Below are 21,485 nucleotides of genomic sequence, written 5' to 3' on the forward strand. Positions count from 1 at the left end.
GTGGCGTGGCTACATTTTTGCGGCAAAGGGGTCGTCTATATGTGGTGTCAACCTAACAGGCTGCAGTGCAGCGTTTAACTCGAGGAATACATCATGGGCTTGTCCATCCATACCAACTTTGCCTCTCTGACCACCCAGAACCAGCTGAACTCCACCAACAAGATGCTGGGCACCGCCATGCAGCGTCTGGGCACCGGCCTGCGCATCAACTCCGCCGCCGACGACGCCGCCGGTCTGCAGATGGCCACCCGCCTGCAGGCCCAGTCCAACGGCCAGAAGGTCGGCATGCGCAACGCCCAGGATGCCATCTCCATGATGCAGACCGGTGAAGGCGCCCTGGACGAGATGACCAACATCGTCCAGCGCATGAAGGATCTGGCCACCCAGGGTGCCAACGGCACCACCAGCACCGAGGACTACACCGCCCTGAACGCCGAATTCGGCGAACTGGCCAAGGAGCTGACCAACATCACCGACAACACCACCTTCGGTGGCCAGTCCCTGCTGAAGAAGGGTGCCGGCAACTTCGAGAAGGGCGCGGTCAAGTTCCAGATCGGTGGCACCGCCGCCGAGACCCTGAGCGTGGACATCTCCACCGACCTGAAGAAGATCACCGGGTCCACCGGGGGCTCCGGTCTGGATGGCGCGGCCCTGAAGGCCGGCATCGGTGACCAGACCAAGGCGTCCGCGGCCATCACCGAGATGGAAACCTTCCTGAAAGACATCGGCAGCGCCCGTTCCTCCTTCGGTGCCAACATCAACCGTCTGGAGCACACCGTCAACAACCTCTCCAACATGAAGGAGAACACCGACATGGCGAACGGCCGCATCATGGATGCCGACTTCGCCCAGGAGAGCACCAACATGACCAAGAACCAGATGCTGATGCAGGCTGGCATGTCCGTGCTGTCCAACTCCAACCAGATGACCGGCATGGTAACTTCCCTGCTGCGTTGATCCTGGCGGCACCCATCCTGGCGATGGGTGCCCTCTTCCCCTCACTGCTTCCCTGTTCTCCCTTCCCCGCTTTTTTCATCACAATTTTCGTTCGCCATTCAAGTCCTGCCTCTGCCCGGTCGCTTCTCCTCTTAGTACGGTTATCCGCTGCGGTAGCAGCCTTTTTCGAGGAGTAAAACCATGGGTTTGTCCATCCACACCAATTTCGCCTCTCTGACCACTCAGAACCAGCTCAACAACACCAACAAGATGCTGGGCACCGCCATGCAGCGTCTGGGTACCGGCCTTCGCATCAACTCCGCCGCCGATGACGCCGCCGGTCTGCAGATGGCCACCCGTCTGCAAGCCCAGTCCAATGGTCAGAAGGTCGGCATGCGCAACGCCCAGGACGCCGTCTCCATGATGCAGACCGCCGAAGGGGCCATGGACGAGATGACCAACATCGTTCAGCGCATGAAGGACCTGGCCACCCAGGGCGCCAACGGTACCTCGAGCGCGGAAGATCGCCTGGCCATCGGTACCGAGATGAAGGAGCTGACCGCCGAGCTGAAGAACATCAGCGACAACACCAAATTTGGTGGTGAAACGCTGATCAGCGATGCGGGCAAGTTCGGCGCCGGCACCGTGACCTTCCAGATCGGTGGCACCGCCGCCGAGAAGCTGGACGTCAAGGCCGACACCAACGTCCAGGCCGTGAATGCCGCCATCACCACGGCGACCACGGATCTGGCCACCGCCGACGTGGCGGCCTCCGCCCTGGCCTCCACCGACTTCAATGCGCAGATCACCAAGATGGAAGACGCTCTGGACTTGATCGGTACCGCCCGCTCCCAGTTCGGTGCCAACATCAACCGTCTGGAGCACACCGTCAACAACCTCTCCAACATGAAAGAGAACACCGACATGGCGAACGGTCGCATCATGGATGCCGACTTCGCCCAGGAGAGCACCAACATGACCAAGAACCAGATGCTGATGCAGGCTGGCATGTCCGTGCTGTCCAACTCCAACCAGATGACCGGCATGGTGACCTCCCTGCTGCGTTGATGTGTGGTGGGGCCGCCCCTGGGGCGGCCCCTGTCTGACAACCGCCTGCCGGTTGGAAAGGATCGGAGCGGTCCTTTCCAACAGGCAGGCCACCGAACAAGGGGAGAGAGATGCAAGTAGATCCGGCCAGCATGGCGATGCAGCTGGTAGCCGTCGAGCGCCAGAACATGGACAAGCTGCTGAAGAAGCAGCTGGACAGCGTCAAGGCACAGCAGAGCGCCATCAGCACCCTCACCACCAAGCTGTCGAGCTTCCAGACCCTGCTCAAGGATCTGAACAAGGCGAGCAGCCTGCAGGCGCAGAAGGCGACCATGTCCCAGGACGGGATCATGACGGTGACGAGCAATGGCAAGGCCAGCTCGGGCCAGTACAACTTCTTCGTGGAGCAGCTCGCCCAGTCCCATCAGGTCGGCCTTCAGCTCGACAGCGACACGGCGCCGCTGCCCGCAGACGGCGTGCTCTCCCTGACCGTCAAGGGCAAGACCCTCGACATCGATCTGGCGACCCTGCCGGCTGGTGCCACCGCCAAGGATCTGGTCTCCCAGATCAACAATGCCAAGGACAACCCCGGGGTGAAGGCGACCCTAGTGCGTACCGACGGCAAGGTCAGCATGGTGCTGACCAGCAAGGAGAGCGGGGTGGAGAACGCCATCACCCTCAATTACAGCGGCGATGCGGCCAATGCCCTCGGGGTGGCCGTGGCCGGCAAGACGGACATCACCCAGGCGCAGGACGCCAAGCTGCAAATGGGGGGCGACAACCCGCTCACCATCACCTCGTCCAGCAACAAGATAGAGAACGTGGTGGACGGCCTGACCTTCCAGTTGACCAAGGCGCAGAAGGCGGGGGATGCGCCGCTGCTGGTGACGGTGGATCAGGACAAGGAGGCCGTCACCGGCTCACTCAAGAAGTTCGTCGACAGCTACAACGAGCTGGTGGATGAGCTGGCCAAGATGACCTCCAGCGATCCCAAGGCGCCGGGGGCCCTCTCCTCCGACAGCGGGGTGCGCAGCCTCAAGAGCCTGATCGCCCGCAGCGTGCGGGATCTGCCCGATGACCTGACCCTGGGGAGCCTCGGGATCAAGACCGACAAGGCGGGCAAGCTCTCCTTCAACGAGACCGACTTCAACAAGGCGCTGGAGAAGGATCCCGAGCTGCTCGGCAAGGCACTGATGGGAGACGATGGTCTGCTCAAGCGGATGAGCAATGCGCTCGACCCCTATACCAAGCGGGACGGCGCACTCAAGGGGCGCAAGACCGGTCTGGAGGCGAACGAGAAGCGGGTCAACGAACGGATGGAGGCGCTGGATCGGCGCATGGATTCCGCGTATAAGCGCTACCTCAACCAGTTCACCACCATGAACCAGATGTTGCAGACCATGGGCGCCCTGTGAGACGGCGTGCCCATCACACCCTGAATAAGTGAGTCTTTCATGTTTGAACCCCAAGAAGGCTATGACGCCTACCAGTTCGCCGCCACCCAGGCCAAGGCGGCGAGCGCCGACCCGCACCAGCTGGTGCTGATGCTGATGGACGGCCTGCTCGACGAGATCGCGCGGGCCGAGGGCCACATCCTGGCCAGGCAGTATGAGCGCAAGGGGCAGTCCATCAACAAGTGCCTGCAGATCCTGGGGGGGCTCGACAGCGCCCTCGACATGGACAAGGGCGGGGAGCTCGCCGGCAACCTGCACCGCCTGTATGACTACTGTGGTCAGCGCCTGTTCGAGATCAGCGTGGCCAACGACGTCGCGGGCTTTGCCGAAGTGCGCCGTATCCTGCTGGAGTTGAAAGAGGGCTGGGAAGCGATGGCCCGCCATCCCCGCTGATGCGGAAGTCCTCCTTCCTCGTCTGCCAGGGAAAGCGACTAACGTATTGAAAAATTGCATCTATATATCTGGCCTGCTCCTTGCTTGCTGGCAGGGTCGTCTTATTTTGGGGCCATCATCATGTCCATGACCGGGGCCGTGCCGCCCAGCACGGAACGCGAGACGCGCCAGCGCCAGCTGTTGGGGCTGGGGCGTCTGATTTTACAGCAGGCCCGTGCCGGGCAGTGGGATGCGGTGCGCCTGGCGGATCACCGTCTGGCCCAGCTGGTCGAGAGTCTGCGCCAGCAACCTGCCCTGTGGCAGGCCCTGATGCCGGCCCGGGATCAGGTGCGCCACTGGCATCAGGAGGCCTTCGCGCTCTGCCAGCAGGAAACCGCTCTGCGCAAGCAGGAGTGGGATGCGCTCTCCCTCAAGCGGGAAGGGCTGCAGGCCTATGACGAGGCGCAGACATGGGCATGATCCCCTTTATCGGCACCGAGGCCCTGCCGCCCTCCGCTTCAAGCGGCTTCACCCGTCTCTCGCGCCAGCCCGATGGGCAGGGAGAGGGATACCAGCCGCTCGATCTCCCGCAGGAGGCCCTGGCCTCGCTCCCCCCGGTGCCCGCCGTCCCTGTCACCACCCCCGACGAGGAGGGCGGTGAGGAGGCGAGTATCGAGACGAATGCCGAGACTGCGTCCGACGTTGCCGAGCAGCTGTCCGCCTTCACCCATATGCCCCCACCCTTTGTCCGACCAGAAGAGAGCGTACGGCTCTCCCTTGTCCGCCCGCCGGTGGAGCCCGAACTTCCCCCTGCGGAGCAAGGGGCGCGAGCGGAGCACTCCTCGCCTGCGCTGCGAGCGCTCACCCGCCTCGTGCGCCTGGAGAGCGAACGGGTGCCGGTGATGATGGCGCCGGACAGTAAGGCGCACTTCCCCCTGCCGGCGGGAGAGCTCGCCCTGCGGCTGGCCCAGCCAGGCGTGCAGGGGGAGCGGTCGCCGCTCCCGACCCCGGTCGGTCTGCCGCCCCTTCCCGGGGAGGCGGTGCCGGAGCGGGAGCTTGCCGTGGCAGATCTCAAGGCGGCAGTGGGGCTGCAACCCGCGCTGTCTGCGGCCAGGCCCACGGAATACCAGTGGGCGCCGGCTCGTCTGACGGACGGTCCGACCCAGTGGGGCCAGCAACTGGTCGAGGTGCTGAAGGACAGGGTTGAGCTGCAGGTGAACCAGAACATCAAGCAGGCTCACATCCGGCTCGATCCCCCCGAGCTGGGGCGCCTCGAATTGACGGTCAGGGTCGAGGGGGATCGGCTCAACGTGCAGCTCAACGTGACCAACCCGGCGGTGCGCGAGGCCATGATCCAGTCGATGGAACGGCTGCGCATGAGCTTGGCCCCCCACCATGCCGGCGGCGTCGAGGTGAACGTCGGGCAGGGGGGAGAGCAGGAGCGGGGGGAACGTTGGCAGCAGGAGAAGATCCTGGCTGGCCGGCGGCAGTGGCAGGAAGAACGGGATGCATCGAGCGGCGCTGGTCAGGACTGGCTCAATACCCTGGTGTGACATTTTACAATCTGGCAATAGCGAGAGTGACTTCAAATTATGCGGCGTGTCATGAAGTGGATGATGGTGATAATGATGGCACTGTGCCTGCTGGTGGCGCTGGCCTATGGCGCCTATCTCAAGCGAGATACGGTAGCCGTCTGGCTGGGGCTGGCGGAGGCCAAGCCCGAGCTGAGCAAGACACCGCTGTTCAAGCCGATGGAACGCTTCGTCATCAGCCTGGAAGGGGACAGGGAGCCCCACTATCTGGTGCTAGAACTAGCACTGGTGACCCACAACCCCCAGCAACTGGAGACGCTCAACGAGCTGACCCCCCTGATCCGCAATGCCATGGTGCAATATTTCAGCCATCGCTCCCATGAGGCGGTGAAGCAGGAGCTGCAGAACATCTCGGCCCTGCAGACCTCATTGCTCGGCAAGCTGGTGGGGACGCTGGAAGGGTATGGCTACAAGCCCTATCTGGACGAAGTGCTGGTCACCAAGGTGCTGGTGCAGTAGCGGACATGATGGACGCCGGCTGGGACATCCCCTGCGAACTGACCGCCTCCGCCCCCCGTACCGGTGAACAGGCGATCCTGAGCCGCTACCTGCCTCTGGTGAAGCGGGCGGCCACTCACCTGCGCAGCCAGGTGAGCGCCTGCTTCGATCAGGAGGACATGGAGCAGGTCGGCATGATGGGCCTGCTGGAGGCCTGGCGCCGTTATGGCAGCGAGCCCGATGCCCAGTTCGAAAGCTATGCGTTCAAGCGGGTGCGGGGCGCCATGCTGGATGAGTTGCGGCGCCTCGACTGGCGTCCCCGCCAGTTGCGCCAGCAGGTGCACGGCCACAACCAGGTGCAGCGGGAGCTGTTCAACCGGCTGGGGCGCAACCCGACCGAGCAGGAGCTGGCGCAGGCACTGGATTGCTCCGTCGAGGAGGTGCGCCAGCTGGCCTATGCCAGCCAGGCCGAGGCCCTGCAGAGCCTGGAGGAGTGGCTGGAGAACGGCGGCAGGGCGCCGGCGTCGGAATCAGACGACCAGGACATGGCCATGACCCTCAGCAAGGTGCTCGGTACCCTGGACAAGCGCGAGCAACTGCTGCTCTCCCTCTACTACCAGCAGGAGCTGAACATGAAGGAGATTGCGCTGGTGCTCGGCCTGACCGAGTCGCGGGTATGCCAGCTCCACAAGCAGTGCGTCCTTCAGCTCAAGCAGCGTTTGGTCGACTCCATATAGTAATGGCTCTCCCCGCGGGGGGAGTCTTCGTGAATTCTGCGGGAGCATCCATGCAAAAACAGATCGGTCTTGGTGTCATTTTCGTTTGTGTGATCGGCGGCTTCATGATGGCCGGGGGGCGTCCCATCGCCCTGTGGCAGCCCGCCGAGCTCATCATCATCATAGGTGCTGCGGTCGGCTCCATGTTCCTCGGAAACTCCAAGGAGGTGATGCATGAGATGTGGCGCCAGATGAAGCTTTGCTTCAAGTCCAACAAGGACGAGAAGGAGATCTATCGCGAACTGCTGACCCTGATGCACCAACTGCTGGAAGAGACCCGCAACAAGGGGATGAAGGCGCTGGACGAACACGTGGAGAACCCGCAGCAGAGCTCCGTCTTCCTGATGTATCCCCAGGTGTCGGAAGATCCGCAGTTGCTCGGCTTTATCATCGACAACCTGCGCCTGCTGGGCATGGGCAAGATCACCCCCCACGAGCTCGACACCATACTGGAGCAGGAGATCATGGCCATCGAGGAGGACATGCTCAAGCCCGCCCACGCGCTGCACAAGACGGGGGAAGCCTGCCCCGGGTTCGGGATCCTCGCGGCCGTGATGGGGATCATCATCACCATGCAGCAGCTCGACGGTCCCCTCAGCAACATCGGCGTGCACGTGGCGGCCGCCCTGGTGGGCACCTTCATCGGCATCTTCCTCTGTTACTGCCTGCTGGAGCCCATCAGCAACGCCATGGAAGAGATGGTCAAGCGCCGCATCGGCATGCTGATGTGCATCAAGTCGATCCTGATCGCCCAGCTGCGGGGCAAGACGCCCCTGCTCTCCGTCGACTCGGGCCGCAAGATGCTGGAGCCTGACGTGAAACCCAGCTTCCTCGAACTGGAAGACTGGGTGACCAACAGGGCCATGTGATGCGCAACCACGAACAGATCATCATCAAGCGCCAGCAGCGGCGCAGCAGTGGTCCCAAGGGCGGCGGCGCATGGAAGGTGGCCTTCGCCGACTTCACCCTGGCGATGATGGCTTTCTTCATGGTGCTCTGGATCCTGGCCGTTTCCAGCCAGGAGGAGCGCGAGATGGTGGCCAGCCGCCTGCGCGACTACAGCATCATGGACAGCGAGGCGAACCCGTTCGACATCCGCAACAGCCCCTATCCGGTGGATCTCGGTGGCAACCCCTCGGTACTGGAGGAGCTGAGCCCCCAGTTCGTGGAGGAGGGGCAGCGCATGCCCAGACACATGGAGCGCGACCGCAGCATCTTCACCGACGGTGCCAAGGGCGGCTACGAGAGCCTGCTGGTGGGCAAGATTGAGGGGGAGAAGCAGATGGCGCAGTTGGCCGGCTTCATCGGCTCCATGGCGGATCAGATGCAGGCCAGGAACAACCTGGAGTTGCAACTGGTGCCCCAGGGGCTGCGCATCCTGATCCGCGACGACGACGAGCGGGAGATGTACAGCCGCGGCAGTGCCCGCATCAGTCCCTATTTCCGCCATCTGCTGATGGCGCTGGCCCCCATCTTCCAGCGGGTGGAGAACCGGGTCATGATCTCCGGTCACACCGACAGCACCCCCTTCGCCGGGGACAACTACAGCAACTGGGAGCTCTCCTCCGATCGCGCCATGATGGCGAGGCGCGTCCTGCTTGCCGGCGGCATGCCCCCCGAGCGGGTGGGTCAGGTGGTCGCCATGTCGGACACCATGCTGGACAACACCGCCGATCCCCGGGGCAGCCAGAATCGCCGCATCGAGCTGCTGGTGATGACGACCCAGGCGGAGAAGAACCTGGAGCAGCTGTTCAGCGCCCAAACCCAAGCCGCCACCCGGCAAGCCAAGGATGCCACTGCCCATGGAAACCCCTGATACCGATCTGCCCCCCGTCACCCCGTTCAACGATCCCAGGCGCAAGGTCCCTCGCTGGTATCTGCACGACGGCACCACGCCGCTGGAGTCCCAGAGCTGCGGCATCGCGGCCCGGCTCATGGTGTCCGGCCTGCTGTTCGACAAGCAGATCGGCCGGGCGGTGATCAAGGACATAGGGCCCGGCGGGGTCGGCTTCCTGGCCCCCGCCCGCTTCGCCCTGCCCGATACCGTCAGCCTGTCCCTGTCACCGCGAATCGTGCTGGCCTGTCATATCACCCACCGCAGGGCCATAGGCCAATACCTCAGCTTCTACGGCGCGCGCTGGGCCGATCCGGCGTCCATCGATCTCGCCCCCGTGCTCAGTCACTGGCGCCACTGCTTCATGGCGCCAGCAGAGGCCGGGTCTGTCCCAGTCCCAGAGGATCCGGCATCCGCTCCAGCGTGATCCCCCCCCGCCCCATGTCGAGCCCCCTTGCCGGTCGCAGCAGCAAGGGGTCGTGCAGGCTCTCCAGCGACACGGCTCGCGCCAGCAGCGGCCGTTTATCCGGTGTGCTGCGGGCAGGCGCCTTGCCACCGCCATAGACGATGGGGCAGTCGCTGACACCTTGCGCCTCTGGCAGGCGCCAGGCGGGATTCCAGCGGCTGGCGTCGTTCATCGACACCCCTTTGGCCATGGCCCAGCCCAGCAGGGAGCAGTCGCCCGGCTGCCGCCACACCCGAATGCTCTCTCCCTCCTGCCAGGATGGCAGCACGAAGTCGTGCTGCGCCGCCAGCAACTGGGAGAGGGCGATGAAACGCGCCACATAGAGCCGCGTTTCCGTGGGCAACTGCAGTGCCCACAGATTGCGTGTCCCGCCGCTGAGCACCGCCTTCAGCACCCGTCCCTCTCCCGCGTTATAGGCCGCCAGGGCCAGTAGCCAGTCCTGCCCGAAGAATCGATGCAGCCAGCCGAGATAGGTGAGCGCGGCCTCCGTCGCCAATGGCAGGGAATAGCGGCCATCGAAGGCGGTCGTCATGGGGACGGAGAAGCGGGCCGCGGTATCCGGCATCAGTTGCCAGGGACCGGCGGCGCCCGCCGAAGAGATCACGTCCAGCCGGTAGCTGCTCTCGATCAGGGGCAGCAGTGCCAGCATGGGTGGGAGTTTTCGCGCCTGAACCTGCTCCGTGACCCAGCGGATCATGGGCTGGGACTCGATGAGGCGTTGCTGCAGGTGGCTGCGCTGCTGCAACAGGAAGCGGGTCTGCTCGGTGACCAGATCGGCGCCGGGGCCGGCGAGAGGGGTAGGAAAACCCGCCTGCCAATGATAATGATCGTAGGAGTAGCAAACGGGACTGCTTAGCAGGCACAGCCCGGCGAGAAGGCGAGACGATAATTTGGCAAGAGAGGGCATAGCCTGGCGGGAAAATGATAAAAACACGATGTATCTCAACAGTTTTTGACAATATCTGTCGACTGTTCATGTGGTATCCAGGACGTGATAAGCATGATAACACGAGTAAAAAAGACCCCAAAGGCGGGCAGGGCGATTCAGAAATTTCTGCTTTATCTGATCCTCGTTAATTTTGGTTTGATGTGGCTCTATGTCGTGTATGCCGATGAGCTGACATTTGGTGCCAACCTTCTGCTGACTTTTCTTCTGATCCTCTATAACCTGCTGCTCTGCCAGCTGGTGGTGCTGCGTGCCCGGCGGGCGGGAGACGGTTACATCATCTATCCCGTGGTGGGGGTGAGCATTATCCTGTGTGCCGTCGTGCTGTTTCGTTTCATCATTTCCCCCTGAAACAGATTAATTTTGAGCCCAGCCTGAGGGCATGTATTTAATTTGGCAGTAAATAACTTGTGAAAAATCAATTCATTTAATCGGTCGTCTCCCCACGCTGCGTCAATATGTTTCCCCTGCCCGAGATCCTTGCTTGAAAAGCCTCCTGCTCGTCCTTAAACTTCATGGTGGAGAAAAGTGGATCAAAGTGGTTTTTATCGGGCGATTTGCCCCCTTAACTCATTTTCAGGGACTGCAATTTGTTGCGTGGCGCTCACGCCATCAGCCTGGACAGCAAGGGCCGGTTGGCGATTCCGACCAAATTTCGAGACTGGCTGCGCGACGAGTGCGACGGCCAGCTGGTCTGCACCATCGACATCGCTCATCCCTGTCTGCTGCTGTATCCCCTGAACGAATGGGAAGAGATAGAGCGCAAGCTCAAGACCCTTTCCAGCACCAATCCGGCCGAGCGCCGCCTGCAACGCCTGCTGCTCGGCCATGCGACCGAATGCGAGCTGGACGGCAACGGCCGTCTGCTGCTGAGCCAGCCGCTGCGCAGCCATGCCGGGCTGGACAAGAAAATCATGCTGGTGGGCCAGCTCAACAAGTTCGAGCTGTGGGATGAAGCCCGCTGGCAACAACAGATCAATGACGACATCCTGGGCCTGCCCGAGGACGACTGGGCAAGTTCACCACGACTACAGGATTTTTCTTTATAAATGACCCAAGCCGCTGAACACATCACAGTGCTGTTGCACGAAGCCGTCGAAGGGCTGGCCATCAAGCCGGACGGAGTCTACGTCGACGGTACCTTTGGCCGGGGTGGTCACTCTCGTCTCATTCTCCAGCAGCTCGGCCCCAACGGCCGGTTGATCGCCATCGACCGGGATCCCCAGGCCATTGCCGAGGCGGCCAAGATCCAGGATCCCCGCTTCGAGATCGTGCACGGCCCCTTCTCCGGCATCACCCGCTATCTGACCGAGCGCGGTCTGCTGGGCAAGGTGGACGGCTTCCTGCTGGATCTCGGGGTCTCCTCCCCCCAGCTGGACGATGCCGAACGCGGCTTCAGCTTCATGAAGGACGGCCCCCTCGACATGCGGATGGACCCGACCACTGGCCAGAGCGCCGCCGAGTGGCTGGCCCGCGCCGATGTGGACGACATAGCCTGGGTGCTGAAGACCTTCGGCGAGGAGCGTTTCGCCAAGAAGATTGCCCGCGCCATCGTGCACGACAGGGTCACCGAGCCCTATGTGCGCACCCGCCAGCTGGCAGAGATGATCGCCCGGGTCAACCCGAGCAAGGAGAAGGGCAAGCACGCGGCCACCCGCAGCTTCCAGGCCATCCGCATCTACATCAACAGCGAGCTGGACGAGATCGAAACCGCGTTGAACGGCGCGCTGGAAGTCTTGGCTCCTCACGGCCGTCTCTCCGTCATTAGCTTCCACTCCCTGGAAGATCGGCTGGTGAAGCACTTCATCCGCAAGCACGAGAAAGGACCCGAGGTGCCCCACGGCATCCCGCTGACCGAGGCCCAGCTGGCCGGCGGTCGCAAGCTGAAGTCGGTCGGCAAGGCGCTCAAGCCTTCCGAGCATGAAGTCAATGAAAACACCCGATCCCGCAGCTCGGTGCTGCGGGTCGCAGAGCGGCTGGCGGAGTAAGCCATGAGCGAAGTGCGCGTTCACCTCGCTAGGGAGATCGTTGCGGATCTCTGGCGCCACAAGTTGCAGGTCGTGCTGACCATCGCCGTGCTGGTCACCGCCTTCGCGGTGATCCTGGTGACCAACATGACCCGGGGGCTGACGGCCAAGCAGAACGATCTGATGGCGGAAGAGGACAGGCTCAACATCGAGTGGCGCCACCTCTTGCTGGAGCAGGGCACCCTGGCCGAGCACTCCCGGGTGGCGAGCCTGGCCATGGACAAGTTGCAGATGGCTCGCCCGCTGGTGACCACCGAGAAGGTAATTACACAACCATGACACGCAAGGCCGCCACCAAGGCTCCGGCAAAGGACAAAGCCAAGGCGAAAGCACCGTCACTCTACCCTTGGCGCTTTCGCACCCTGGTGTTTTTCATCGGCATCGCATTTGCGGGGCTGATCCTGCGGCTGGCCTGGATCCAGGTGATCGATCCGGACAGACTGCGCCAGGAGGGGGACATGCGCTCCCTGCGCACCACCTCCACCCAGGCGGTGCGCGGCATGATCACGGATCGCAACGGCGAGCAGCTGGCGGTCTCCGTGCCGGTCGAGGCCGTCTGGGCCGATCCCAAGACGGTGCACGAGTCCGGCGCCATCCACAACGAGCGCGCCTGGCTGGCGCTCTCCGCCGTGCTCAAGCTCGACATCAACACCCTCAAGCACCGCATCGCCAACCCGAGCAAGCGCTTCGTCTACCTGCAGCGGCAGGTGACGCCGGCGGTGGCGGAATACATCAAGGGCTTGAAACTGGGGGGCATCTATCTGCGCCCCGAGGCGCGCCGCTTCTATCCGACCGGCGAGATCAGCGCCCACCTGGTGGGGGTGACCAACATCGATGGCAGCGGCATCGAGGGGATCGAGCGCAGCTACAACGAGTGGCTGACCGCGACCCCGGGGGAGATGCGGGTGCGCAAGGACCGCCAGGGCCGCGTCATCGAGCGGCTCGGTCTGGTCAAGGAGGGCAAGCACGCCAACGATCTGCAGCTGAGCATCGATCAGCGGGTGCAGGCGCTGGCCTATCGCGCCCTCAAGCGGGCCACCGACGAGAACAAGGCGACCTCCGGCTCCATGGTGATGCTGGACGTGAAGACCGGCGAGGTGCTCGCCATGGTCAACACCCCCTCCTACAACCCCAACAACCGCGGCCAGTACCAGAGTTTCCGGGTGCGCAACCGGGTGGTCACCGACACCTACGAGCCGGGTTCCACGGTCAAGCCATTGATTTTGCTCAGTGCCCTGCAGGCCGGCGTCACCAGCTGGAAGGATTTCATCCCGGGTGGGCCGCTCTTTATCGGGGCCAAGCAAATCCGTGACGTGAGCATCCACAAGGCGACCAACCTGTACGACATCCTGCGCTACTCCTCCAACATCGGCATGTCGCGCATCGCGCTGCGGATGCCGGCCCAGGAGATGATCAACACCCTCAGCATGGTGGGCTTCGGGATGGACACCGGCAGCGGCCTGATGGGGGAGAGCAGTGGCATGCTGCCCCAGCGTCGCCGCTGGTCCGACATCGAGCGGGCCACCCTGTCGTTCGGCTACGGCCTGCGGGTCACCCCGCTGCAGCTCGCCTCCGCCTACGCCACCCTGGCCAACAAGGGCAAGCGGGTGCCGCTCTCCATCATCAAGGTGACCAAGCCGCCCAAGGGCGAGCAGGTCATCGACCACAACAACGCGGCCGCCATGCTGCAGGCGCTGGAGTACGTGGTCAGCAACGCCATTCCCAAGGCCCAGATCCCGGGTTACAGGGTCGGCGGCAAGAGTGGTACCGCCAAGGTCGCCGTGGCGGGGGGCTATGGCAAGGATTACATGGCCTGGTTTGCCGGCTTCGCCCCGGCCAGCAATCCCCGCTTCGTCATGGTGGTGGTGATCAACGAGCCCAAGGGGGATGCCTACTACGGCGGCGCCGTGGCGACGCCGCCCTTTGCCGAGGCCATGGGGGGCGTGCTGCAGCTCTTCAACATCCGTCCCGACGCGATCCCGCCCGAGGTGCCCGCCAAGCTTGCCCGCACGGAGGCCACCAATGGCGCACCGCGTACTTGACGGGCATCCGGCTTTTTCCATCGGCCCCGCCGCTGTCGGGGCATTTTCCATGGCGCCCGTGTGCGCCCGCATTCCCGCATTTTCGGAGGCTGCCCATGCCGTCCATCTCACTTGATCAACTGATGAGCCGCTTCGGCATCACTGCCCCGGCGCTTCCCCTCACCGACCTCCAGCTCGACAGCCGGCGGGTCGGTCCCGGCTCTCTCTTCGTGGCGATCCGAGGCCATCAGGTGGATGGCAGGCGTTTCATCGAACAGGCGGTGGCTCAGGGAGCGACCGCCGTGCTGTTTGAGGAGGATGGGGAATTCGTCCCTCCTGCGGCCCAGATCCCCTGCATCGGCATGCAGGATCTGCCCGCCCGCCTCTCCGAGCTGGCCGGCCACTTCTACGATCATCCGGGGCAGAAACTGCAACTGGTGGGTATCACGGGCACCAACGGGAAGAGTACCACGGCCCTGCTGGTGGCGAACTGGCGCACCCTGCTGGGAGGCAAGGCCGGGGTGATGGGCACCATAGGCAACGGCCTGTTCGGCGAGCTGGTGGAAGCAGAGAACACCACCGGCAGCGCGGTCCAGGTGCAGGCCAATCTGGCCGCCTTGCAGCAACAGGGGGCCGATCTGGTGGCCATGGAAGTCTCCAGCCACGGTCTGGTGCAGCACCGCGTCGCCGCCCTGCCATTTGCCGCGGCTGTCTTCACCAACCTGAGCCGGGATCACCTGGACTATCACGGTTCCATGGAGGCCTATGCCGCCGCCAAGGAGGAGCTGCTGAAGCTGGTGGACGAACCCTGCGCCGTCATCAATGCGGACGACCGCCTGGGGCGGCAGTGGCTGGCGGCCTATCCCGGTGCGGTGGCCTTCGGCGTCCATGGCCCGATTGAAAACCATGCCGGACGACAGCTGACGGCGCAGGATCCCCATTTCCATCAACGAGGTTTTGACACGCGCATTAACTCCAGTTGGGGGAATGGTGTATTATCCGCCCCCTTGCTCGGCCGCTTCAACGTCAGCAACGTGCTGGGCGCCATGGGGGCCATGCTGGTGCTCGGTTACGATTTCGACGCCCTGCTGGCCACCGCGCCTCAGCTGCAGCCGGTGACCGGTCGCATGGAGTGCTTCGGCGGTGACGATGCGCCGCTCGCCGTGGTCGATTACGCCCATACCCCGGACGCGCTGGAGAAGGCGCTGCAGGCCCTGCGGGTGCACTGCCACGGTCGCCTCTGGTGCCTGGTGGGCTGCGGCGGCGATCGGGATCGCGGCAAGCGGCCCATGATGGCCGCCATGGCGGAGCTGCATGCGGACCGCGTGATCCTGACCGACGACAACCCCCGTACCGAGGAGCCGGCCCGGATCATGGCCGACATGGTGGCGGGGCTTCGCGATCCCGGCGCCGTGCAGATCGAGCACGACAGGGTCAAGGCGATCCGGCTGGCGCTGAGTCAGGCGAGCAAAGAGGACATCATCCTGGTGGCCGGCAAAGGCCACGAGGATTATCAGATCATTGGAACCGACAAGCGGCACTACAGCGACCGGGAAACCGTCGCGGCCGCCTTGCACACATTAATGGAGTCATTCAGATGATGACCCTCAGGCTTGCCGACCTGGCGCAGGTGCTCGATGCCCGTCTGATCGGGAGCGACCATGAGATCACGGCGGTCAGCACCGACACCCGTACCCTGGGCGAAGGGGCGCTGTTTGTCGCCCTGCGCGGCGAGCGTTTCGACGCCCACGATTTCTGCGATCAGGCGGTGGCCGCCGGCGCCAGTGCCCTGCTGGTGGAACGCGAGCTGCCCCTGGCCATACCGCAACTGGTGGTGGCCGACAGCCTCAAGGGGCTGGGGCGTCTGGGCCGGCTGGTGCGCGAGCGCATCAACCCGAAAGTGCTGGCCATCACCGGCAGCTGCGGCAAGACCACGGTGAAGGAGATGGCCACCGCCATCCTGCGCTGCGAGGGGGAGGTGCTGGCCACCGCCGGCAACTTCAACAACGAGGTGGGGGTGCCGCTCACCCTGCTGCGCCTCGAGCCGCAGCACCAGTTTGCGGTGATGGAGCTGGGGGCCAACCACCCGGGGGAGATCGCCTGGACCACGTCGCTGGCCAAGCCCGATGCCGCCATCATCAACAACGTGGCGGCGGCCCATCTGGAGGGCTTCGGCTCCCTGGAGGGGGTCTTCCATGCCAAGAGCGAAATCTTCGAAGGCCTGCGCGAGGGCGGCAGCGCCATCGTCAATGCCGACAACGAATTCTGGCCCAAGTGGCGTGAGAAGGGCATCCGCTGCGCCTTCTCCCTCGAGGATCAGAGCCAGCCGTTCCATGCCCGCGACATCGTGCTCAACGAGCAGGGCTGCGCCGGATTCGTGATGGTGACCCCGCAGGGGGAGGTGGCGTTGACCCTGGCCATTCCGGGCCGCCACAACGTGGCGAACGCTCTGGCCGCCGCCGCCGGGACCCTGGCGCTCGGCGCTTCTCTGGCCTCGGTCAAAGCCGGTCTGGAGCAGATGGCGCCGGTCAAGGGCCGCTTCTGCGTGCAGCGCTGGGGTGGTCTCACCCTGGTGGACGACACCTACAACGCCAGCGTGGAGTCCGTGCTGGCGGGCATCGACGCCCTGACCGCCATGGGCGGCTACAAGGTGCTGGTGTTCGGTGACATGAAGGAGTTGGGTGAGGAGTCCGCCGCGCAGCATGCCCGGGTCGGTCGCCACGCCCGCGAGCAGGGCCTTGACGCCGTGCTGACCGTAGGGGAACAGAGTCGCCACACCGCAGATGCCGCGGCTGGCCGACATTTCGATAACAAGGCGTCGTTGTTTGAAGTGCTTGCGCAAATGATAAAGACACATCAGGAAATTTCGATTCTGGTCAAGGGCGCCCGCGGCTCCCGCATGGAAGATATCGTCGAGATGGTCAAGGGCCATCAGGAGTCAGCCACATGCTAGTCTGGCTGGCGGAACTGCTCACCCCGCACTTCACCTTCTTCAACGTCTTCTCCTACCTGACGTTTCGCGCCATCCTGTCGATCATCACCGGCCTGGTGGTGGCGCTCTGGATGGGGCCGCGCCTCATCCGCCGTTTGCAGATCCTGAAGTTCGGCCAGGTGATCCGCAACGACGGTCCCGAGTCCCACCTCAGCAAGAAGGGCACTCCGACCATGGGCGGCCTGATGATCATCGCCGCCATCTTCATCTCGGTGCTGCTCTGGTGTCGCCTTGACAACCCCTATGTCTGGCTGGTGCTGTTCGTGCTGGGGGCCTACGGTGCCATCGGCTTCGCCGATGACTACCTCAAGGTGGTGCGCAAGAACACCGACGGCCTGATCGCCCGCTGGAAGTACTTCTGGCAATCCGCCGTTGCGCTGGGGGTGGCCGTGTTCCTCTATGCCACCGCCACCCACGACGGACAGACCCAGCTGGTGGTGCCCTTCCTCAAGGACGTGATGCCCCAGCTCGGCCTGATGTTCATCCTGCTGACCTACTTCGTCATCGTCGGCACCTCCAACGCGGTCAACCTGACCGATGGCCTGGATGGGCTGGCCATCATGCCGACCGTGATGGTGGCGGGGGGCTTCGCCCTGATCGCCTGGGCGACCGGCAACGTCAACTTCGCGAACTACCTGCACATCCCCTACGTGCCCTACACCTCCGAGCTGGTGATCGTCTGTACCGCCATCGTCGGGGCGGGCCTGGGTTTCCTCTGGTTCAACACCTATCCGGCCCAGGTCTTTATGGGGGACGTCGGTTCCCTGGCCCTGGGCGGGGCGCTCGGCACCATCGCCGTGCTGGTGCGCCAGGAGTTCCTGCTGGTGATCATGGGGGGCGTCTTCGTGATGGAGACCGTCTCTGTGATCCTGCAGGTGGGCTCCTACAAGCTGCGCGGCGTGCGGATCTTCCGCATGGCGCCCATTCATCACCACTATGAGAAGAAGGGCTGGCCGGAGCCGCGCGTCATCGTGCGTTTCTGGATCATCACCCTCATGCTGGTGCTCCTTGGCCTCGCCACCCTGAAGGTGAGGTAAGCCATGGTCATCATCATCGGACTCGGCAAAACCGGACTCTCCTGCGTCGACTACTTCCTCGGCCGCGGCGTCACGCCCCTGGTGATGGACACCCGTGCCAACCCCCCCGGCAAGGAGCAGCTGCCCCCCGAGGTGGAGCTCGTCCACGGGCTGGACGGAGAACGGCTCAAGCAGGCGCACATGATAGTGGCGAGCCCGGGCATCGCCCTCTCGACCCCGGAGCTCAGGGCCGCGGCAGAGCGCGGCATCAGGATAGTCGGCGACATCGAGCTGTTCGTGCGCGAGACCCAGGTGCCCGTCATCGCCATCACCGGCTCCAACGGCAAGAGCACGGTGACGACCCTGGTGGGGGAGATGATCGCCGAGGCCGGCCTCAAGGTCGGGGTCGGTGGCAACATCGGCACCCCGGCCCTGGAATTGCTCAAGCAGCCCATGGATCTCTGCGTGCTGGAGCTCTCCAGCTTCCAGCTGGAGACCACCCACAGCCTGCGAGCCGCCGCCTCCGTGGTATTGAACCTCTCCGAAGATCACATGGATCGCTATGAGGGCATGGCCGACTACCGCGCCGCCAAGATGGAGATCCATCAGCACTCCCAGCACATCCTGGTGAATCGCGACGATCCCCAGACCCTGCCCGATGTGGGCCAGGTATGGCAGAGCTTCGGGCTGGACTGCAACGGCTATGGCCGCTGCGAGCTGGCGGGCCGCCACTGGCTGACCCTGCACGGCGAGCCGCTGCTGGCGGTGGACGAGATGAAGATCGTCGGTGCCCACAACCAGGCCAACGCCCTGGCGGCCATGGCCCTGTGCGACGCGGTCGGCATTCCCCGCGAGCCCCAGCTCGCCGTGCTGCGCCGTTTCGAGGGCCTGCCCCATCGCGCCCGCTTCGTGCGGGAGGTGAACGGGGTGCGCTGGATCAACGACTCCAAGGCCACCAACGTGGGGGCCACCCTGGCCGCCGTGGCCGGGGTGCGCGAGTCAGTCAGGGGGCGTCTGCTGCTGCTGGCCGGCGGCCAGGGTAAGGGCCAGGACTTCGGCCCGGTGCAGGCCCTGCTCGGCAACCAGATCGATCACATGTACTGCTTCGGCCAGGACGCCGAAGTGCTGCTGGCCCTGGGCGAGCAGACCGAGCGGGTGGCGGATCTCGACGCCGCCGTCGCCAAGGCGGCGGCCGATGCCAGACCCGGTGACTGGGTGCTGCTGGCGCCGGCCTGCGCCAGCCTGGATCAGTTCAAGTCCTTCGAAGCGCGCGGTGATCGCTTCACCGAGCTGGTACAGAAGTTATGAACGCCCTTCGCGCAGTCGCAGGCTTTCTGCAGCGCTGGTTGCTACCGGTGCGCCCCGCCGGTCTCTACGATCGGCAACTGGTGGTGCTGGCGCTGGCGCTGATGTCGGTGGGGCTGGTGATAGTGGCGTCCGCCTCCATCCCCGAAGGGATAGCCCTGGGGGATGATCCCTTCATGTTCGTGAAGCGCCACGGCATGTTCCTGGTGATGGCGCTCGGTATCTCCTGGTTCGTGCTGCAGGTGCCCATGGCCCGCTGGCAGCAGTACAACGGCCCCATGCTGCTGCTCGCCATCGTGCTGCTGGTGATGGTGTTGCTGGTGGGGCGCAGCGTCAACGGCTCGGTGCGCTGGCTGCCGCTCGGTCCCTTCAACCTGCAGCCGGCCGAGTTCGGCAAGCTGGCGCTGTTCGTCTACCTGGCGGGCTACCTGGTGCGCCGCCAGAGCGAGGTGCGCGAGCGCTTCATCGGCTTCATGAAGCCCATGGCGGTGCTGTTCGTGGTGGCCATACTGCTGCTGGCCCAGCCGGATCTCGGGTCCGTGGTGGTGATGTTCGTCACCTCGCTCGGCATGCTGTTCCTGGCCGGCGCCCGGCTGGTGCAGTTCATCGGCCTGATCCTGGTGGGGGTGAGCGCCGTGGTGACCCTGATCATCGCCGAGCCATACCGGATGCGGCGGGTGACCTCCTTCCTCGACCCCTGGGCCGACCCCTTCGGCAGCGGCTATCAGCTGACCCAGTCCCTGATGGCCTTTGGCCGCGGCAGCTGGTTTGGCGAGGGGCTCGGCAACTCCATCCAGAAGATGGAGTACCTGCCGGAGGCCCATACCGACTTCGTGTTCGCCATCCTCGGCGAGGAGCTGGGTTATGTGGGCGTGCTGGGCGCGCTCTTCCTCATCTTCGCGCTGGCGGTCAAGGCGCTCAAGCTGGGCCATCAGGCGCTGGTGGCCGAGCGGCTCTATGAAGGCTATCTGGCCATCGGCGTCGGCATCTGGTTCAGTTTCCAGACCTTCGTCAACGTCGGCGCCGCCAGCGGCATGATGCCCACCAAGGGGCTGACCCTGCCGCTGGTCAGCTATGGCGGCTCCAGCCTCATCATCATGATGGTGGCGGTGAGCATGTTGATTCGTATCGATTTCGAGTTGCGCCAGGCCAGTGCCCAGGCGCGCGTGAGGGAGGTTTCGTGAGCAAGACGTTACTGGTGATGGCGGGTGGTACCGGGGGCCATGTGTTCCCCGGCCTGGCCGTTGCCGATCGCCTCAAGGCCCAGGGTTGGACCATCCACTGGCTCGGCACCGCCGACCGTATGGAGGCGGAGCTGGTGCCTGCCCATGGCTATCCCATCTCCTTCATCGACATCCAGGGGGTGCGTGGCAACGGCATCAAGCGGCTGCTCGCGGCCCCCTACCGCATCGTCAAATCCGTGCTGCAGGCCCGTCAGGTGCTCAAGACCATCCAGCCCGACGTGGTGCTGGGCATGGGGGGCTTTGCCTCGGGCCCGGGTGGCGTGGCCGCCTGGCTTGCCGGCATCCCGCTCTTGCTGCACGAGCAGAACGCGGCGGCCGGCATGACCAACAAGCTGCTGGCCCGCCTCGCCAAGCGGGTGCTGATGGCCTTCCCCGGCGCCTTCGCCCCCAACGCCCGCACCGCCGTGGTGGGCAACCCGGTGCGCCCCGAGGTGGTGGCCCTGCCGGACCCCGTGCTGCGCAGCGCAGCCGAACCTCTGCGCCTGCTCATCGTCGGTGGCAGCCTGGGGGCCCGGGTCCTCAATGAGCAGGTACCTCCTGCGGTTGCAGCCGCCGGTGTGCCCATCGCGGTGCGCCACCAGTGCGGCAAGGGCAACGGGGAGGCCGTGGCTGCCTCCTATGCCGGGCTGGGGGTCGAGGCCGAGGTGAGTGAATTTATCAGGGACATGGCGGATGCCTACGCCTGGGCGGACCTGGTGGTGTGCCGTGCCGGGGCCCTGACGGTCTCCGAAGTGGCCGCCGCCGGGGTGGCCGCCATCTTCGTGCCCCTGCCCCACGCGGTGGACGATCACCAGACCCGCAACGCCCTGACCCTGGTCGACGGCGGTGCGGCCGAGTTTCTGCCCCAGTCCGAGCTGACGCCGGCCGCCCTGGCCGCCCGTCTCTCCTGGCTCGCCGGGCGCAGGGAAACCCTGTTGAACATGGCCCAGGCCGCGCGCCGGGTCGCCATCATCGATGCCGCCGAACGGGTGGCCGATGAGTGCAAGCGACTCGCCACCGGGTGAGCCGAACGAGATTGA

At 64.5% G+C, this 21,485-nt stretch carries 23 protein-coding genes; 22 read left to right on the forward strand and 1 reads right to left on the reverse strand.

Annotated elements, in window-relative coordinates:
* Positions 1 to 93 precede the first annotated feature (93 nt).
* The 11 genes from lafA (R2B70_RS02130) (at position 94) to R2B70_RS02180 (ending at position 8,876) form a co-directional block, all read left to right on the forward strand.
* Entirely contained in the window at positions 94 to 957 is an 864-nt protein-coding gene (lafA, locus tag R2B70_RS02130; RefSeq protein ID WP_318162521.1) for a lateral flagellin LafA, read from the forward strand.
* 180 nt (positions 958 to 1,137) lie between these two features.
* A complete protein-coding gene (lafA, locus tag R2B70_RS02135) occupies positions 1,138 to 2,004 on the forward strand; it encodes a lateral flagellin LafA (RefSeq protein ID WP_216991109.1) in 867 nt (288 codons plus the stop codon).
* Positions 2,005 to 2,114: 110 nt separating this feature from the next.
* Positions 2,115 to 3,398, forward strand: coding sequence for a lateral flagellar capping protein LafB (lafB, locus tag R2B70_RS02140; protein WP_216991108.1), 1,284 nt, complete (start codon positions 2,115 to 2,117; stop codon positions 3,396 to 3,398).
* A 39-nt stretch (positions 3,399 to 3,437) separates the two neighbouring features.
* Positions 3,438 to 3,830, forward strand: a complete 393-nt coding sequence (gene lafC / locus R2B70_RS02145; protein WP_134694753.1) for a lateral flagellar export chaperone LafC — start codon at positions 3,438 to 3,440, stop codon at positions 3,828 to 3,830.
* A 120-nt stretch (positions 3,831 to 3,950) separates the two neighbouring features.
* Positions 3,951 to 4,289, forward strand: a complete 339-nt coding sequence (locus R2B70_RS02150; protein WP_216991106.1) for a LafX — start codon at positions 3,951 to 3,953, stop codon at positions 4,287 to 4,289.
* The gene (locus tag R2B70_RS02155; RefSeq protein WP_318162522.1) at positions 4,280 to 5,362 is read left to right on the forward strand and encodes a flagellar hook-length control protein FliK; all 1,083 of its coding nucleotides are present in this window, start codon (positions 4,280 to 4,282) and stop codon (positions 5,360 to 5,362) included. The genes R2B70_RS02150 and R2B70_RS02155 overlap by 10 nt, the downstream gene beginning before the upstream one ends.
* A gap of 72 nt (positions 5,363 to 5,434) precedes the next feature.
* Entirely contained in the window at positions 5,435 to 5,860 is a 426-nt protein-coding gene (gene lafF, locus R2B70_RS02160) for a lateral flagellar basal body-associated protein LafF (RefSeq protein WP_318162523.1), read from the forward strand.
* A 5-nt stretch (positions 5,861 to 5,865) separates the two neighbouring features.
* Positions 5,866 to 6,576 carry a FliA/WhiG family RNA polymerase sigma factor gene (lafS, locus tag R2B70_RS02165; protein ID WP_209794201.1) on the forward strand — a complete coding sequence of 237 codons (711 nt, stop codon included), beginning with the start codon at positions 5,866 to 5,868 and terminating at the stop codon, positions 6,574 to 6,576.
* Between the two features lie 50 nt (positions 6,577 to 6,626).
* Positions 6,627 to 7,484, forward strand: a complete 858-nt coding sequence (gene lafT, locus R2B70_RS02170; protein WP_041211799.1) for a lateral flagellar motor stator protein LafT — start codon at positions 6,627 to 6,629, stop codon at positions 7,482 to 7,484.
* A complete protein-coding gene (gene lafU / locus R2B70_RS02175) occupies positions 7,484 to 8,431 on the forward strand; it encodes a lateral flagellar motor protein LafU (protein WP_318162524.1) in 948 nt (315 codons plus the stop codon). Before lafT ends, lafU begins: the two co-directional genes overlap by 1 nt.
* A complete protein-coding gene (locus R2B70_RS02180; protein ID WP_209794198.1) occupies positions 8,418 to 8,876 on the forward strand; it encodes a hypothetical protein in 459 nt (152 codons plus the stop codon). The genes lafU and R2B70_RS02180 overlap by 14 nt, the downstream gene beginning before the upstream one ends.
* Here R2B70_RS02180 and R2B70_RS02185 read toward each other — a convergent pair.
* Positions 8,812 to 9,660, reverse strand: coding sequence for a lytic transglycosylase domain-containing protein (locus R2B70_RS02185; protein WP_318163310.1), 849 nt, complete (start codon positions 9,658 to 9,660; stop codon positions 8,812 to 8,814). The genes R2B70_RS02180 and R2B70_RS02185 overlap by 65 nt on opposite strands.
* A gap of 255 nt (positions 9,661 to 9,915) precedes the next feature.
* Between R2B70_RS02185 and R2B70_RS02190 the strand changes: the two genes are divergently transcribed.
* The 11 genes from R2B70_RS02190 (at position 9,916) to murG (ending at position 21,470) form a co-directional block, all read left to right on the forward strand.
* Positions 9,916 to 10,212 carry a hypothetical protein gene (locus tag R2B70_RS02190; RefSeq protein ID WP_043762764.1) on the forward strand — a complete coding sequence of 99 codons (297 nt, stop codon included), beginning with the start codon at positions 9,916 to 9,918 and terminating at the stop codon, positions 10,210 to 10,212.
* A gap of 239 nt (positions 10,213 to 10,451) precedes the next feature.
* Positions 10,452 to 10,910, forward strand: a complete 459-nt coding sequence (gene mraZ / locus R2B70_RS02195; RefSeq protein ID WP_318162525.1) for a division/cell wall cluster transcriptional repressor MraZ — start codon at positions 10,452 to 10,454, stop codon at positions 10,908 to 10,910.
* Entirely contained in the window at positions 10,911 to 11,849 is a 939-nt protein-coding gene (rsmH, locus tag R2B70_RS02200; RefSeq protein ID WP_209794197.1) for a 16S rRNA (cytosine(1402)-N(4))-methyltransferase RsmH, read from the forward strand.
* 3 nt (positions 11,850 to 11,852) lie between these two features.
* A complete protein-coding gene (ftsL, locus tag R2B70_RS02205; protein ID WP_042077599.1) occupies positions 11,853 to 12,167 on the forward strand; it encodes a cell division protein FtsL in 315 nt (104 codons plus the stop codon).
* A complete protein-coding gene (locus R2B70_RS02210; RefSeq protein WP_209794196.1) occupies positions 12,164 to 13,930 on the forward strand; it encodes a penicillin-binding transpeptidase domain-containing protein in 1,767 nt (588 codons plus the stop codon). Before ftsL ends, R2B70_RS02210 begins: the two co-directional genes overlap by 4 nt.
* A 95-nt stretch (positions 13,931 to 14,025) precedes the next feature.
* The gene (gene murE / locus R2B70_RS02215) at positions 14,026 to 15,510 is read left to right on the forward strand and encodes a UDP-N-acetylmuramoyl-L-alanyl-D-glutamate--2,6-diaminopimelate ligase (RefSeq protein WP_318162526.1); all 1,485 of its coding nucleotides are present in this window, start codon (positions 14,026 to 14,028) and stop codon (positions 15,508 to 15,510) included.
* Positions 15,507 to 16,862 (forward strand): UDP-N-acetylmuramoyl-tripeptide--D-alanyl-D-alanine ligase, encoded by a 1,356-nt coding sequence (locus tag R2B70_RS02220; protein WP_201997248.1) that lies wholly within the window; start codon positions 15,507 to 15,509, stop codon positions 16,860 to 16,862. Before murE ends, R2B70_RS02220 begins: the two co-directional genes overlap by 4 nt.
* Positions 16,856 to 17,938 (forward strand): phospho-N-acetylmuramoyl-pentapeptide-transferase, encoded by a 1,083-nt coding sequence (gene mraY, locus R2B70_RS02225; protein ID WP_042077605.1) that lies wholly within the window; start codon positions 16,856 to 16,858, stop codon positions 17,936 to 17,938. Before R2B70_RS02220 ends, mraY begins: the two co-directional genes overlap by 7 nt.
* 3 nt (positions 17,939 to 17,941) lie before the next feature.
* The gene (gene murD / locus R2B70_RS02230) at positions 17,942 to 19,225 is read left to right on the forward strand and encodes a UDP-N-acetylmuramoyl-L-alanine--D-glutamate ligase (RefSeq protein WP_318162527.1); all 1,284 of its coding nucleotides are present in this window, start codon (positions 17,942 to 17,944) and stop codon (positions 19,223 to 19,225) included.
* Positions 19,222 to 20,406: a cell division protein FtsW gene (gene ftsW / locus R2B70_RS02235; protein ID WP_318162528.1), complete on the forward strand. Its 1,185-nt coding sequence runs from the start codon at positions 19,222 to 19,224 to the stop codon at positions 20,404 to 20,406. Before murD ends, ftsW begins: the two co-directional genes overlap by 4 nt.
* Positions 20,403 to 21,470 carry an undecaprenyldiphospho-muramoylpentapeptide beta-N-acetylglucosaminyltransferase gene (gene murG, locus R2B70_RS02240; protein ID WP_161653066.1) on the forward strand — a complete coding sequence of 356 codons (1,068 nt, stop codon included), beginning with the start codon at positions 20,403 to 20,405 and terminating at the stop codon, positions 21,468 to 21,470. Before ftsW ends, murG begins: the two co-directional genes overlap by 4 nt.
* The last annotated feature ends 15 nt before the right edge of the window (positions 21,471 to 21,485 follow it).

The organism is Aeromonas sp. XH (assembly GCF_033348475.1).
GTDB classification, from domain to species: Bacteria; Pseudomonadota; Gammaproteobacteria; order Enterobacterales; family Aeromonadaceae; genus Aeromonas; species Aeromonas sanarellii.